Here is a 13,840-nt window from a genome sequence, read left to right as displayed (position 1 = left end):
TGGCTTTGATCGGCCAAGCGGCGTTTTGCTGTCTGCGATTCTGGCGAGGTGTTCGTCAGGCGGGGTAGATCGCGCCAAGTACCCTTAGCCCGCGTGCGCCGGTGACACTGGGCCGGTTGGCGGCAATGCCTTCCAGGCAGCAGTGAGCCAGCCAGGCGAAGGCCATGGCTTCGACCCAGTCCGGGTCTACGCCGTGGGTGGCGGTGCTGCTGACTTGAGTGGATGGCAACAACGCGGCCAGACGATTCATCATTGTGGTGTTATGGGCGCCGCCGCCACAGACGAGTAACGTTTCTGTCTCGGGCTGCGCGGTTTGCAGGGCCTCGACGATGGTCAGGGCAGTCAGCTCCAGCAGGCTGGCCTGTACGTCCTGGGGTTCAAAGGCGGGCAGGCGGCCAAGATGCTGGTGCAGCCACTCGAGGTTGAACACTTCACGGCCGGTGCTTTTCGGGCCTTTGGTCAGGAAGAATGGATCGCTGAGTAGGGCCGTGAGTAGTTGAGGCTCGACCTTGCCACTACCCGCCCACTGCCCATCACGGTCAAAGTGTTCGCCGCGCTGCTGTTGAATCCAGGCGTCCAGCAGCACATTGCCTGGGCCGCAGTCGAAGCCGGCTACGGGCTTGCCGGTTTCGATCAAGCTGAGATTGCTGAAGCCCCCAATATTCAACACTGCACGGTTGCCGGTGCTTTCGCCAAACAACGCCTCATGAAAGGCGGGCACCAGAGGCGCGCCCTGGCCGCCAGCGGCAACGTCGCGGCTGCGGAAGTCGCTGACTACGCTGATGCCCGTCAGCTCCGCAAGCAATGCCGGGTTGCCGATCTGCACGGTAAAGCCTCGGGCGGGTTCGTGACGGATGGTCTGGCCATGGCTGCCGATCGCGCGTATGTCTTGAGGCTTGAGGTCGTGCTGGTCGAGCACCGTGTGAATGCCGTGGGCGGCGAGTGTGACCCAATGCTGCTGGGCTATCGCTGAGCGGGCAATCTCATCCGGGCCGCTGGCGCACAGGCTTAACAGCTCTGCGCGCAGGGTGTCCGGCATCGGTGTGTAGTGGGTGGCGATCAGATTGATCGCCGAGCCTTGTTCGATCAGGGCGATGTCCAGGCCATCGAGGCTGGTCCCGGACATTACACCTATATAGAACGGCATACCTTAACGCTTCGCCGAAGCAAGCAGGGTAGAGCGCTCCTGGTCCATGCGCGCCATCAGCGGCTGGCTCTGTTGCATAAAGCGTGCGCGCTCGGCCTTGGCAATCGGGTCGGCCATCGGCAGCTTCTGTCCCAATGGGTCAACGTGCACACCATTGACCTGGAACTCGTAGTGCAAGTGCGGGCCGGTGGACAGGCCAGTGGTGCCGATGTAACCGATTACTTGGCCTTGCTTCACGTTGCCGCCGGTTTTCACACCCTTGGCGAAACCTTGCATATGGCCATACAGGGTGCGGTAGGTGTTGCCGTGCTGGATGATCACCGTGTTGCCGTAGCCACCGCGGCGTCCTGCGAGCAGGACCTTGCCATCGCCGGCCGCCTTGATAGGCGTACCGCGTGGGGCGGCATAGTCGACGCCTTTGTGGGCGCGGATTTTGTTCAGAATTGGATGCTTGCGACCCATGGAGAAACGCGAGCTAATACGAGCGAAATCCACCGGGGTGCGGATAAAGGCCTTGCGCATGCTGTTGCCGTCGGCGGTGTAGTAGCTGCTGTTGCCTTGCTTGTTGGTGTAACGCACTGCGGTGTAGGTCTTGCCACGGTTGGTGAAGCGTGCGGAGAGAATGTTGCCGGTGCCGACCACTTTGCCGTTGGCGACTTTCTGCTCGTAGATCACGTCGAATTCATCACCCTGGCGGATGTCCTGGGCGAAGTCGATGTCGTAGCCAAACACGCTGGCCATGTCCATGGTCATGCTATGGGACAAGCCGGCGCGCGCGGCAGATTGCGACAGTGAGCTGTTGATCACGCCGTGAACGTAGGCAGAGCGCATGACTGGCTTGGTGGTAATACGGTTGAAGGCAAAGCCTTTGGCGCCCTTGGTCAGGGAGATGCTCTCGAGGTCACTGACGCTGGTGTGCAGGTTGTTCAGCTGACCGTCTGGTGTCAGTTCGAACTCCAGTTTCTGGCCGTGTTTGAGCTGGGTGAATTGCTTGGCTTGTTTATCGCTGGCCAGTACATCGTTAACGGTGGCTGCGGGAAGGCCTACCTTCTCGAACAGGGTCGAAAGCGTATCGCCTTTCGCCACGATCACTTCGCGGTGTTGAGGGTTCTTGGCAGTGTCTACTACGGGTTTTCTCTGTTCTTGAACGGCTTGCTGGGTGTCTTCCTGCGTGTTTTCGATCTGGGCAAACGGCGATTCAGTGGGAGCATTTGTGGCTTGTTGGGCGTCGGAAGCGTCTTGATCTTGTGTCAGTTGTTCAACTGGACTCTCCAAGTCAAGGCTCAGGGATGTTCGTTTGGCTTCTACGTCACTGGAAGGGAATACCAGGAGTGCCAGGCTGAGAAGGGCGGCGATACCACTTGCTGCGAGCAGGTGGGTCTTCGGGTAAAGCGGCGGCGCTTTAGACGGTTCAGTGGTCATAGGTAATTTGACTTTGAAGATGAAATGGAAAAGATGAATGACATGATGAAGATGAAATAACTGTATAAAATATAACCAAATCATCTGTGGCGCAAGCTCGCGAACGCTGGGCTTGCTGAACGGTGTCCGTGCGCAGGGCAAAACTTGTAATTAGTCCCTGATCTTGTATGGTTGGTTCCCTTTTGAATCTGAGCCTTGCGGGTCTGTTATGAAGTCGGTTGAAGAGCAGCTAGCGCTGATAAAACGTGGTGCGGAAGAACTGTTGGTCGAGGCCGAGCTGATCGAAAAGCTCAAGCGTGGCCAGCCCCTGCGTATTAAGGCTGGCTTCGATCCAACGGCGCCGGACCTGCACCTGGGTCATACCGTGCTTATTAATAAGCTGCGTCAGTTCCAGGAGCTGGGGCATCAGGTGATCTTCCTTATAGGTGATTTCACCGGGATGATCGGTGATCCGAGCGGTAAGAGTGCGACACGCCCGCCGCTGACCCGTGAGCAGGTTCTCGATAATGCCGAGACCTATAAGACCCAGGTATTCAAGATTCTTGATCCGGCCAAGACCGAGGTGGCGTTTAACTCCACCTGGATGGATCAGATGGGGCCGGCGGACTTCATTCGCCTCACTTCCCAGTACACCGTGGCGCGCATGCTTGAGCGTGATGACTTCGATAAGCGCTATTCAACCAATCAGCCGATCGCGATTCATGAGTTCCTGTATCCGCTGGTTCAGGGTTATGACTCGGTAGCGCTGCGCGCGGATGTTGAGTTGGGTGGTACCGACCAGAAATTCAACCTGCTGATGGGGCGTGAGTTGCAGCGTGCTTATGGTCAGGAGGCTCAGTGCATCCTGACCATGCCGTTGTTGGAAGGATTGGATGGCGTCAAGAAAATGTCCAAGTCCCTGGGCAACTATGTCGGCATCCAGGAAGCTCCGGGTGTGATGTACGGCAAGCTGGTCTCTATCCCGGATGCCTTGATGTGGCGCTACTTCGAACTGTTGAGCTTCCGCTCGATGGATGAGATCGATGCGCTGCGTGCGGATGTAGAGGCGGGTGCCAATCCGCGTGACGTGAAGATCAAGCTGGCGGAAGAGATCGTTGCGCGCTTCCATGGTGAAGAGGCTGCGGCCAGTGCTCACCGTGCGGCGGGTAACCGCATGAGAGATGGCGAGCTGCCGGATGATCTGCCTGAGATTGAATTGACGGCTACTGAGGCCATGCCGATTGCGGCAGTCCTTAATAAGGCTGGTCTGGTGAAGAACTCGGCGGTCGCGCGTGACCTTCTGGGGTCTGGTGGTGTGCGTATAGATGGTGAGGTGGTGGATCGCACCTTTATATACGAACTGGGTGCTACCCACGTTTGTCAGGCGGGGAAGAAGGCATTTGCGCGTATTACGCTCAAATCCGAATAAACCTGAAATTAAGTGTTGACGGCGAATTGTATCTGTCTATAATTCGCCCCACTTCCGGCGCAGTCGAAACGTAAAACTCCTTGATAAACAATGAGTTATGCAGAATAAAGCAGCGGATTGCTTCAGTTCATCGAAGCCCAGAAGGCGTTGGTAGAGTCGTGTTGTTTGGCGCTATTAACGATTCGATCTTCTCGGTCGAAAGCGCAGAAAAAGAGGTGTTGACAGCAGCGTGTAACGCTGTAGAATTCGCCTCCCGCTGACGAGAGATCGGAAGCGCAAGTGGTTGAAGTTGTTGAAGAAATCTTCGAAAGCTTCTGAAAATAATCACTTGACAGCAAATGAGGCTGCTGTAGAATGCGCGCCTCGGTTGAGACGAAAGCTCTTAACCAACCGCTCTTTAACAACTGAATCAAGCAATTCGTGTGGGTGCTTGTGGGGTCAGACTGATAGTCAACAAGATTATCAGCATCACAAGTTACTCCGCGAGAAATCAAAGATGTAACCAACGATTGCTGAGCCAAGTTTAGGGTTTCTTAAAAACCCAAAGATGTTTGAACTGAAGAGTTTGATCATGGCTCAGATTGAACGCTGGCGGCAGGCCTAACACATGCAAGTCGAGCGGTAGAGAGAAGCTTGCTTCTCTTGAGAGCGGCGGACGGGTGAGTAATGCCTAGGAATCTGCCTGGTAGTGGGGGATAACGTTCGGAAACGGACGCTAATACCGCATACGTCCTACGGGAGAAAGCAGGGGACCTTCGGGCCTTGCGCTATCAGATGAGCCTAGGTCGGATTAGCTAGTTGGTGGGGTAATGGCTCACCAAGGCGACGATCCGTAACTGGTCTGAGAGGATGATCAGTCACACTGGAACTGAGACACGGTCCAGACTCCTACGGGAGGCAGCAGTGGGGAATATTGGACAATGGGCGAAAGCCTGATCCAGCCATGCCGCGTGTGTGAAGAAGGTCTTCGGATTGTAAAGCACTTTAAGTTGGGAGGAAGGGCAGTTATAATACTGCTGGTTTTGACGTTACCGACAGAATAAGCACCGGCTAACTCTGTGCCAGCAGCCGCGGTAATACAGAGGGTGCAAGCGTTAATCGGAATTACTGGGCGTAAAGCGCGCGTAGGTGGTTTGTTAAGTTGGATGTGAAATCCCCGGGCTCAACCTGGGAACTGCATTCAAAACTGACTGACTAGAGTATGGTAGAGGGTGGTGGAATTTCCTGTGTAGCGGTGAAATGCGTAGATATAGGAAGGAACACCAGTGGCGAAGGCGACCACCTGGACTGATACTGACACTGAGGTGCGAAAGCGTGGGGAGCAAACAGGATTAGATACCCTGGTAGTCCACGCCGTAAACGATGTCAACTAGCCGTTGGGAGCCTTGAGCTCTTAGTGGCGCAGCTAACGCATTAAGTTGACCGCCTGGGGAGTACGGCCGCAAGGTTAAAACTCAAATGAATTGACGGGGGCCCGCACAAGCGGTGGAGCATGTGGTTTAATTCGAAGCAACGCGAAGAACCTTACCAGGCCTTGACATCCAATGAACTTTCCAGAGATGGATGGGTGCCTTCGGGAACATTGAGACAGGTGCTGCATGGCTGTCGTCAGCTCGTGTCGTGAGATGTTGGGTTAAGTCCCGTAACGAGCGCAACCCTTGTCCTTAGTTACCAGCACGTAATGGTGGGCACTCTAAGGAGACTGCCGGTGACAAACCGGAGGAAGGTGGGGATGACGTCAAGTCATCATGGCCCTTACGGCCTGGGCTACACACGTGCTACAATGGTCGGTACAGAGGGTTGCCAAGCCGCGAGGTGGAGCTAATCCCAGAAAACCGATCGTAGTCCGGATCGCAGTCTGCAACTCGACTGCGTGAAGTCGGAATCGCTAGTAATCGCGAATCAGAATGTCGCGGTGAATACGTTCCCGGGCCTTGTACACACCGCCCGTCACACCATGGGAGTGGGTTGCACCAGAAGTAGCTAGTCTAACCTTCGGGAGGACGGTTACCACGGTGTGATTCATGACTGGGGTGAAGTCGTAACAAGGTAGCCGTAGGGGAACCTGCGGCTGGATCACCTCCTTAATCGACGACATCAGCTGCTCCATAAGTTCCCACACGAATTGCTTGATTCATTGAAGAAGACGATAAGAAGCAGCCTAAAGGGTTGTAGCTTAGTTGGTTAGAGCGCACCCCATGCTTTGTGGTAAAGAGCAGGGTGAGGTCGGCCTTAGCAGCTCGAAATTGGGTCTGTAGCTCAGTTGGTTAGAGCGCACCCCTGATAAGGGTGAGGTCGGCAGTTCGAATCTGCCCAGACCCACCAATTTTGTGTGGGAAACGCCTGTAGAAATACGGGGCCATAGCTCAGCTGGGAGAGCGCCTGCCTTGCACGCAGGAGGTCAACGGTTCGATCCCGTTTGGCTCCACCACTACTGCTTCTGCGTTATGAAAGCTTAGAAATGAGCATTCCATCAGTATGATGGTGAATGTTGATTTCTAGTCTTTGATTAGATCGTTCTTTAAAAATTTGGGTATGTGATAGAAAGATAGACTGAACGTTACTTTCACTGGTAACGGATCAGGCTAAGGTAAAATTTGTGAGTGGCTCTTAATTGAGTATGATCGAATTTTCGGCGAATGTCGTCTTCACAGTATAACCAGATTGCTTGGGGTTATATGGTCAAGTGAAGAAGCGCATACGGTGGATGCCTTGGCAGTCAGAGGCGATGAAAGACGTGGTAGCCTGCGAAAAGCTTCGGGGAGTCGGCAAACAGACTTTGATCCGGAGATGTCTGAATGGGGGAACCCAGCCATCATAAGATGGTTATCTTGTACTGAATACATAGGTGCAAGAGGCGAACCAGGGGAACTGAAACATCTAAGTACCCTGAGGAAAAGAAATCAACCGAGATTCCCTTAGTAGTGGCGAGCGAACGGGGACTAGCCCTTAAGTGGCTTTGAGATTAGCGGAACGCTCTGGAAAGTGCGGCCATAGTGGGTGATAGCCCTGTACGCGAAAATCTCTTAGTCATGAAATCGAGTAGGACGGAGCACGAGAAACTTTGTCTGAATATGGGGGGACCATCCTCCAAGGCTAAATACTACTGACTGACCGATAGTGAACTAGTACCGTGAGGGAAAGGCGAAAAGAACCCCGGAGAGGGGAGTGAAATAGATCCTGAAACCGTATGCGTACAAGCAGTGGGAGCCCACTTTGTTGGGTGACTGCGTACCTTTTGTATAATGGGTCAGCGACTTATTTTCAGTGGCGAGCTTAACCGAATAGGGGAGGCGTAGCGAAAGCGAGTCTTAATAGGGCGTCTAGTCGCTGGGAATAGACCCGAAACCGGGCGATCTATCCATGGGCAGGTTGAAGGTTGGGTAACACTAACTGGAGGACCGAACCGACTACCGTTGAAAAGTTAGCGGATGACCTGTGGATCGGAGTGAAAGGCTAATCAAGCTCGGAGATAGCTGGTTCTCCTCGAAAGCTATTTAGGTAGCGCCTCATGTATCACTGTAGGGGGTAGAGCACTGTTTCGGCTAGGGGGTCATCCCGACTTACCAAACCGATGCAAACTCCGAATACCTACAAGTGCCGAGCATGGGAGACACACGGCGGGTGCTAACGTCCGTCGTGAAAAGGGAAACAACCCAGACCGTCAGCTAAGGTCCCAAAGTTATGGTTAAGTGGGAAACGATGTGGGAAGGCTTAGACAGCTAGGAGGTTGGCTTAGAAGCAGCCACCCTTTAAAGAAAGCGTAATAGCTCACTAGTCGAGTCGGCCTGCGCGGAAGATGTAACGGGGCTCAAACCATACACCGAAGCTACGGGTATCACGTAAGTGATGCGGTAGAGGAGCGTTCTGTAAGCCTGTGAAGGTGAGTTGAGAAGCTTGCTGGAGGTATCAGAAGTGCGAATGCTGACATGAGTAACGATAATGGGTGTGAAAAACACCCACGCCGAAAGACCAAGGTTTCCTGCGCAACGTTAATCGACGCAGGGTTAGTCGGTCCCTAAGGCGAGGCTGAAAAGCGTAGTCGATGGAAAACAGGTTAATATTCCTGTACTTCTGGTTATTGCGATGGAGGGACGGAGAAGGCTAGGCCAGCTTGGCGTTGGTTGTCCAAGTTTAAGGTGGTAGGCTGGAATCTTAGGTAAATCCGGGATTCTAAGGCCGAGAGCTGATGACGAGTTAACTTTTAGTTAACGAAGTGGTTGATGCCATGCTTCCAAGAAAAGCTTCTAAGCTTCAGGTAACCAGGAACCGTACCCCAAACCGACACAGGTGGTTGGGTAGAGAATACCAAGGCGCTTGAGAGAACTCGGGTGAAGGAACTAGGCAAAATGGCACCGTAACTTCGGGAGAAGGTGCGCCGGTGAGGGTGAAGGACTTGCTCCGTAAGCCCATGCCGGTCGAAGATACCAGGCCGCTGCGACTGTTTATTAAAAACACAGCACTCTGCAAACACGAAAGTGGACGTATAGGGTGTGACGCCTGCCCGGTGCCGGAAGGTTAATTGATGGGGTTAGCTAACGCGAAGCTCTTGATCGAAGCCCCGGTAAACGGCGGCCGTAACTATAACGGTCCTAAGGTAGCGAAATTCCTTGTCGGGTAAGTTCCGACCTGCACGAATGGCGTAACGATGGCGGCGCTGTCTCCACCCGAGACTCAGTGAAATTGAAATCGCTGTGAAGATGCAGTGTATCCGCGGCTAGACGGAAAGACCCCGTGAACCTTTACTATAGCTTTGCACTGGACTTTGAATTTGCTTGTGTAGGATAGGTGGGAGGCTTTGAAGCGTGGACGCCAGTCTGCGTGGAGCCAACCTTGAAATACCACCCTGGCAACTTTGAGGTTCTAACTCAGGTCCGTTATCCGGATCGAGGACAGTGTATGGTGGGTAGTTTGACTGGGGCGGTCTCCTCCTAAAGAGTAACGGAGGAGTACGAAGGTGCGCTCAGACCGGTCGGAAATCGGTCGTAGAGTATAAAGGCAAAAGCGCGCTTGACTGCGAGACAGACACGTCGAGCAGGTACGAAAGTAGGTCTTAGTGATCCGGTGGTTCTGTATGGAAGGGCCATCGCTCAACGGATAAAAGGTACTCCGGGGATAACAGGCTGATACCGCCCAAGAGTTCATATCGACGGCGGTGTTTGGCACCTCGATGTCGGCTCATCACATCCTGGGGCTGAAGCCGGTCCCAAGGGTATGGCTGTTCGCCATTTAAAGTGGTACGCGAGCTGGGTTTAGAACGTCGTGAGACAGTTCGGTCCCTATCTGCCGTGGACGTTTGAGATTTGAGAGGGGCTGCTCCTAGTACGAGAGGACCGGAGTGGACGAACCTCTGGTGTTCCGGTTGTCACGCCAGTGGCATTGCCGGGTAGCTATGTTCGGAATAGATAACCGCTGAAAGCATCTAAGCGGGAAACTAGCCTCAAGATGAGATCTCACTGGGACCTTGAGTCCCCTGAAGGGCCGTCGAAGACTACGACGTTGATAGGTTGGGTGTGTAAGCGCTGTGAGGCGTTGAGCTAACCAATACTAATTGCCCGTGAGGCTTGACCATATAACACCCAAGCAATTTGACTACTCGAAAGAGCATCAGATTGCGGTGTGTGAAGACGCAATGAACCGAAAGTTCGAGATTTCACAAAGCACCGACAGCTGTCACATACCCAATTTGCTGAAGCGAGGCCAACTGGCCACGACTCAGTACCCGAATTTCTTGACGACCATAGAGCATTGGAACCACCTGATCCCATCCCGAACTCAGCAGTGAAACGATGCATCGCCGATGGTAGTGTGGGGTTTCCCCATGTGAGAGTAGGTCATCGTCAAGATTAAATTCCGAAACCCCATTTGCGAGAGCAGATGGGGTTTTGTTTTGGGCGGTCGAAAAGTGCGAAGAGGCGCCTCGGCAGGGCCTTCAGTGCTAAAGTCCGGCCTTTCTATGCAATGACTCTGCGCATGGCTATCATGCGTGCCTCATTGTGAGGCGATACTTGCATGCTGACGTTGTTAGAACTTCTAAAAGATGGCCGATTCCATTCCGGAGAAGCACTTGGCGCAGCCCTGGGCGTTAGTCGCAGTGCAGTCTGGAAGCAACTCCAGCATCTTGAGGCCGAATTGAATCTGTCGGTCCACAAGGTTCGTGGGAGGGGATATCAATTAGCTTCGCCGCTGGTTTTCTTGAGTTCTGAGCAGATTGCACTGCATGCGTCTTCCCTGGTGTGGCCTATCCATATCTACGACTCCATCGACTCGACAAATGCCGAGGCTCTGCGCCTTGTTGAGGTTGAGCGTGCGACGCCGTACCTGGTGCTTGCGGAGCAGCAAACGGCGGGAAGAGGGCGACGTGGTCGAAAGTGGGTCAGCCCGTTCGCTCAGAATGTGTATTACAGCCTCTTATTGCGTATCGAGAATGGTCCGCGACAGCTGGAAGGCCTGAGCCTTGTGGTTGGCTTGGCGGTAATGCAGGCGTTGCGTGAGTCTGGAGTGCGGGGTGCGGCTCTGAAGTGGCCAAACGACGTCCTGGTGGGGCAGAAGAAGATTGCCGGGATTTTGCTGGAGCTCGTAGGGGATCCCGCGGATATTTGCCACGTTGTCCTCGGCATCGGTATTAACGTGAATATGCAGAAGGCTGAAGAGGTTGATCAGCAATGGACGTCAGTGCAGTTGGAGACGGGGTCTCCAGTGGATCGTAACTCTCTGGTGGCGCGCCTGTGCTTGCAGTTGCAAAGCTACTTGGATCGACACAGGGCGCAAGGTTTTTCATCGCTTCGGGATGAGTGGGAAAAAGGTCATGCCTGGCAGGGAAAGGCAGTGTCACTCATAGCGGGTGCCAGCCGTGTCGATGGGGTGGTGCTGGGTATCGACGGTCAGGGGGCATTACGTTTAAGTGTCGGTGGTGTTGAAAAAACATACAGTGGTGGTGAGTTAAGCCTGAGGTTGCGTGATGATTCTTGAGCTCGACTGTGGGAATAGCTTCATCAAGTGGCGCGTACTTGATTCGGATCGGGCGACGGCATCTGCAGAAGGTGTCGCTAGTTCGGATGTTGCATTGATTGAAAGTCTGTCAGTGCTGCCTGGTGTGTTATTGACACATTGCCGGTTGGTGAGTGTTCGTGCTCTGGACGAAACAAAAAATCTGGTTGAGGCGCTGGTGGAGGCCTTTGGCGTTGCGGTTTCCTGCGCTGTTTCTGCGCGAGAAATGGCTGGGGTGCGCAACGGTTACGAAGATTTCGAGCGTCTTGGTCTTGATCGCTGGTTAGCAATGCTGGGCGGCTTCAAATTGGCGTCGGGCGCATGCTTGGTGCTTGATTTCGGTACGGCTGCTACTGCAGATTTTGTTGCTGGCGATGGTGAGCATTTAGGTGGCTTCATCTGTCCAGGTATGCCCCTCATGCGTAATCAGCTGCGCACGCATACGCGCAAGATACGTTACGACGATGCAGCTGCCGAGAGAGCCTTGGAGCATCTATCGCCAGGGCATACGACCGTAGAGGCTGTAGAGCGTGGCTGTACGTTGATGCTCAGAGGGTTTGTGCTGACCCAGCTTGAGCTGGCCCGAAGTTATTGGGGTGATAACTTCACTGTGTTCCTGACGGGGGGCGATGCTGATTTGGTGAGGGATGCCGTGCCTCAGGCTCGACTCGTTCCTGATTTGATTTTCGTAGGTCTGGCAATGGCGTGCCCTTTATCTTGAGGTGTTTATGCGTTGGCTGTTTTTGCTTTTATTGATCCTGAACGCCTTTTACTACATATGGCATCAGCAAGAGGCGCCGTTGCGTGCTAAAGACGTGACCCCTCTGAGCCTCTATCGGAATACGCAGCAGGATATTCGCCTGCTGAGCGAGTCTTCCGACGCTGTGGTGCGCAAGGATCGGGCTAAGGCATCTGATGCGCAAAATACTTGCTTATACATAGGAGGCTTTGCCGACCAGCGACAGGCGCAATTCCTTGAGCAGCGCCTCACTAGCCTGGATATAAAGGTTAAGGTGCAGCTGCTGAGTGCTCCTGATGCGCAAGGTTACTGGCTTCGAGTTGCCCCGGAAAGCCGACGCCTGGCTGACGACCTGCCCTTTGAAAACCTTGCTAAGGAATTCAATGAGTTAAAACATAAAATAATGCTGTGCGAAGGCATTGCAACTCTCGAATAGTTTGCATAGAATGGCGCCCGCTTCGCAGTGAAGACCTTTAAGGTCTAAGGTGCGAAGCGAAGGTCAATGCAGCTAACCTCATATTTTTAATGAGAAAATGCTTGACAGAAGGCCGGCGTGATGTAGAATGCCGGCTCGCTTAGGAGGGGTTCCCGAGCGGCCAAAGGGATCAGACTGTAAATCTGACGTCTACGACTTCGAAGGTTCGAATCCTTCCCCCTCCACCATTTTAGCGTGAGCTGCAAGCTCCGCGGGTATAGTTTAGTGGTAGAACCTCAGCCTTCCAAGCTGATGATGCGGGTTCGATTCCCGCTACCCGCTCCAAGTTTGCAGGTTGTGCACGGTGTTTCGCTCTTGTAGCTCAGTTGGTAGAGCACACCCTTGGTAAGGGTGAGGTCAGCGGTTCAAATCCGCTCAAGAGCTCCATATAACAAGGCAGATATGAAAATATCTGCCTTTGTTTTAACGGCTGGCTCGGCTTGATGGTGTTCAGATCGCTTGTTGTTGAGTGATTTCAAGTCTTTGGGGGTTGGTTGTTGTAAAGTCTTTTTCGGGTCTGCATAATGGTCGGCCTGATTTTGTTTTAGGTCAGTAGCTCAATTGGCAGAGCGACGGTCTCCAAAACCGTAGGTTGGGGGTTCGATTCCCTCCTGACCTGCCAGATTCACGTGGTGTGTCTGGCTTTCTTTTCACAGGATCTTCATAGATGACTCCTAAGGCTGAAGCTCAAAGCTCTCGTTTCGATCTCGTCAAGTGGCTCGCTGTAGTCGCTTTGGTGGTCGTGGGCGTTGTTGGCAACCAGTACTATTCTGCTTCGCCGATCCTGTACCGCGTTCTCGTTTTGCTCGCCCTTGCTGCTGTAGCTGCCTTTGTAGGCCTGCAGACTGCCAAAGGCAAGTCTTTCGCGGTCCTGGTGAAGGAAGCTCGCACCGAAATTCGTAAAGTCGTTTGGCCAACTCGCCAAGAAACCACGCAGACCACGTTGATTGTTGTGGCTGTTGTTCTGGTTATGGCGTTGCTGTTGTGGGGGCTTGATTCCCTGCTCGGCTGGCTTGTTTCCTTGATTGTTGGCTAAGGGTGTCCCGTGGCTAAGCGTTGGTACGTTGTGCATGCTTACTCGGGTTACGAGAAGCATGTTATGCGCTCTTTGCTGGAGCGCGTAAAGCTGGCAGGCATGGAAGATGGCTTCGGCGAAATTCTGGTTCCCACTGAAGAAGTGGTTGAAATGCGGAATGGTCAGAAGCGCAAGAGTGAGCGCAAGTTCTTTCCTGGCTACGTGCTGGTACAGATGGACATGAACGAAGGTACTTGGCACTTGGTCAAGGACACTCCTCGTGTTATGGGTTTTATCGGCGGTACGGCTGATAAGCCTGCTCCGATCACTGACAAAGAGGCAGAAGCAATTCTGCGTCGTGTCGCCGACGGTAGCGACAAGCCCAAGCCGAAGACGTTGTTCGAGCCGGGTGAGGTTGTTCGTGTCACAGATGGTCCGTTTGCTGATTTCAACGGGACCGTCGAAGAGGTTAACTACGAAAAGAGCCGGATCCAGGTCGCGGTGCTCATTTTCGGTCGCTCTACTCCGGTAGAGTTGGAATTCAGCCAGGTCGAGAAGGTCTAGCTGAGTAAGCATCCCAACCCCGCAGCCTTAGGCTGTGGGGTTTTGTCGTCACTGGGATAAACGCGCAAGTAACCGGGGAG

General features: G+C 53.7%; 8 protein-coding genes, 6 tRNA genes and 3 rRNA genes. 15 read left to right on the top strand and 2 right to left on the bottom strand.

Going from position 1 to position 13,840, the window contains the following annotated elements:
- Positions 1-55: 55 nt before the first annotated feature.
- Positions 56-1,147, bottom strand: a complete 1,092-nt coding sequence (locus tag FX984_RS16310; protein WP_027605885.1) for an anhydro-N-acetylmuramic acid kinase — start codon at positions 1,145-1,147, stop codon at positions 56-58.
- Between the two features lie 3 nt (positions 1,148-1,150).
- A complete protein-coding gene (locus FX984_RS16305) occupies positions 1,151-2,569 on the bottom strand; it encodes a peptidoglycan DD-metalloendopeptidase family protein (RefSeq protein ID WP_027605884.1) in 1,419 nt (472 codons plus the stop codon).
- Between the two features lie 208 nt (positions 2,570-2,777).
- Between FX984_RS16305 and tyrS the strand changes: the two genes are divergently transcribed.
- The 15 genes from tyrS (at position 2,778) to nusG (ending at position 13,760) form a co-directional block, all read left to right on the top strand.
- Positions 2,778-3,977 carry a tyrosine--tRNA ligase gene (gene tyrS, locus FX984_RS16295; RefSeq protein WP_027605883.1) on the top strand — a complete coding sequence of 400 codons (1,200 nt, stop codon included), beginning with the start codon at positions 2,778-2,780 and terminating at the stop codon, positions 3,975-3,977.
- A gap of 553 nt (positions 3,978-4,530) precedes the next feature.
- Positions 4,531-6,064, top strand: a 16S ribosomal RNA gene (locus tag FX984_RS16285).
- 161 nt (positions 6,065-6,225) lie between these two features.
- A tRNA-Ile gene (locus FX984_RS16280) sits at positions 6,226-6,302 on the top strand.
- Positions 6,303-6,332: 30 nt separating this feature from the next.
- Positions 6,333-6,408, top strand: a tRNA-Ala gene (locus FX984_RS16275).
- Between the two features lie 249 nt (positions 6,409-6,657).
- Positions 6,658-9,549 (top strand): 23S ribosomal RNA (locus tag FX984_RS16270).
- Positions 9,550-9,707: 158 nt separating this feature from the next.
- Positions 9,708-9,823, top strand: a 5S ribosomal RNA gene (rrf, locus tag FX984_RS16265).
- The 16S, 23S and 5S rRNA genes sit together here with 2 tRNA genes alongside, the layout of an rRNA operon.
- A gap of 166 nt (positions 9,824-9,989) precedes the next feature.
- Complete coding sequence (birA, locus tag FX984_RS16260; protein ID WP_027605159.1) at positions 9,990-10,949, top strand: bifunctional biotin--[acetyl-CoA-carboxylase] ligase/biotin operon repressor BirA; 960 nt, start codon at positions 9,990-9,992, stop codon at positions 10,947-10,949.
- Positions 10,939-11,688: a pantothenate kinase gene (locus FX984_RS16255; protein ID WP_098480841.1), complete on the top strand. Its 750-nt coding sequence runs from the start codon at positions 10,939-10,941 to the stop codon at positions 11,686-11,688. Before birA ends, FX984_RS16255 begins: the two co-directional genes overlap by 11 nt.
- 7 nt (positions 11,689-11,695) lie before the next feature.
- Positions 11,696-12,142, top strand: a complete 447-nt coding sequence (locus tag FX984_RS16250) for a hypothetical protein (protein ID WP_027605161.1) — start codon at positions 11,696-11,698, stop codon at positions 12,140-12,142.
- A 142-nt stretch (positions 12,143-12,284) separates the two neighbouring features.
- Positions 12,285-12,369 (top strand) — tRNA-Tyr (locus FX984_RS16245).
- Between the two features lie 23 nt (positions 12,370-12,392).
- Positions 12,393-12,466, top strand: a tRNA-Gly gene (locus tag FX984_RS16240).
- Between the two features lie 26 nt (positions 12,467-12,492).
- Positions 12,493-12,568, top strand: a tRNA-Thr gene (locus FX984_RS16235).
- A 159-nt stretch (positions 12,569-12,727) separates the two neighbouring features.
- Positions 12,728-12,803: transfer RNA gene (locus FX984_RS16230), tRNA-Trp, on the top strand.
- Positions 12,804-12,848: 45 nt separating this feature from the next.
- Complete coding sequence (gene secE, locus FX984_RS16225; protein WP_027605162.1) at positions 12,849-13,217, top strand: preprotein translocase subunit SecE; 369 nt, start codon at positions 12,849-12,851, stop codon at positions 13,215-13,217.
- Positions 13,218-13,226: 9 nt separating this feature from the next.
- Positions 13,227-13,760: a transcription termination/antitermination protein NusG gene (gene nusG / locus FX984_RS16220; RefSeq protein WP_003176436.1), complete on the top strand. Its 534-nt coding sequence runs from the start codon at positions 13,227-13,229 to the stop codon at positions 13,758-13,760.
- Positions 13,761-13,840: the final 80 nt, after the last annotated feature.

Origin of the sequence: Pseudomonas marginalis (assembly GCF_008692035.1) — a bacterium.
GTDB classification, from domain to species: domain Bacteria; phylum Pseudomonadota; class Gammaproteobacteria; order Pseudomonadales; family Pseudomonadaceae; genus Aquipseudomonas; species Aquipseudomonas marginalis.
Note: the sequence above shows the minus strand (reverse complement) of the source record. Positions and strands in the feature narration are given on the sequence as shown.

What these genes read in the sequence shown, in the direction of transcription:
- FX984_RS16310 (WP_027605885.1), bottom strand. Translation starts at nt 1,147, where the DNA reads ATGCCGTTCTATATAGGTGTAATGTCCGGGACCAGCCTCGATGGCCTG.
- FX984_RS16305 (WP_027605884.1), bottom strand. Translation starts at nt 2,569, where the DNA reads ATGACCACTGAACCGTCTAAAGCGCCGCCGCTTTACCCGAAGACCCAC.
- tyrS (WP_027605883.1), top strand. Translation starts at nt 2,778, where the DNA reads ATGAAGTCGGTTGAAGAGCAGCTAGCGCTGATAAAACGTGGTGCGGAA.
- birA (WP_027605159.1), top strand. Translation starts at nt 9,990, where the DNA reads ATGCTGACGTTGTTAGAACTTCTAAAAGATGGCCGATTCCATTCCGGA.
- FX984_RS16255 (WP_098480841.1), top strand. Translation starts at nt 10,939, where the DNA reads ATGATTCTTGAGCTCGACTGTGGGAATAGCTTCATCAAGTGGCGCGTA.
- FX984_RS16250 (WP_027605161.1), top strand. Translation starts at nt 11,696, where the DNA reads ATGCGTTGGCTGTTTTTGCTTTTATTGATCCTGAACGCCTTTTACTAC.
- secE (WP_027605162.1), top strand. Translation starts at nt 12,849, where the DNA reads ATGACTCCTAAGGCTGAAGCTCAAAGCTCTCGTTTCGATCTCGTCAAG.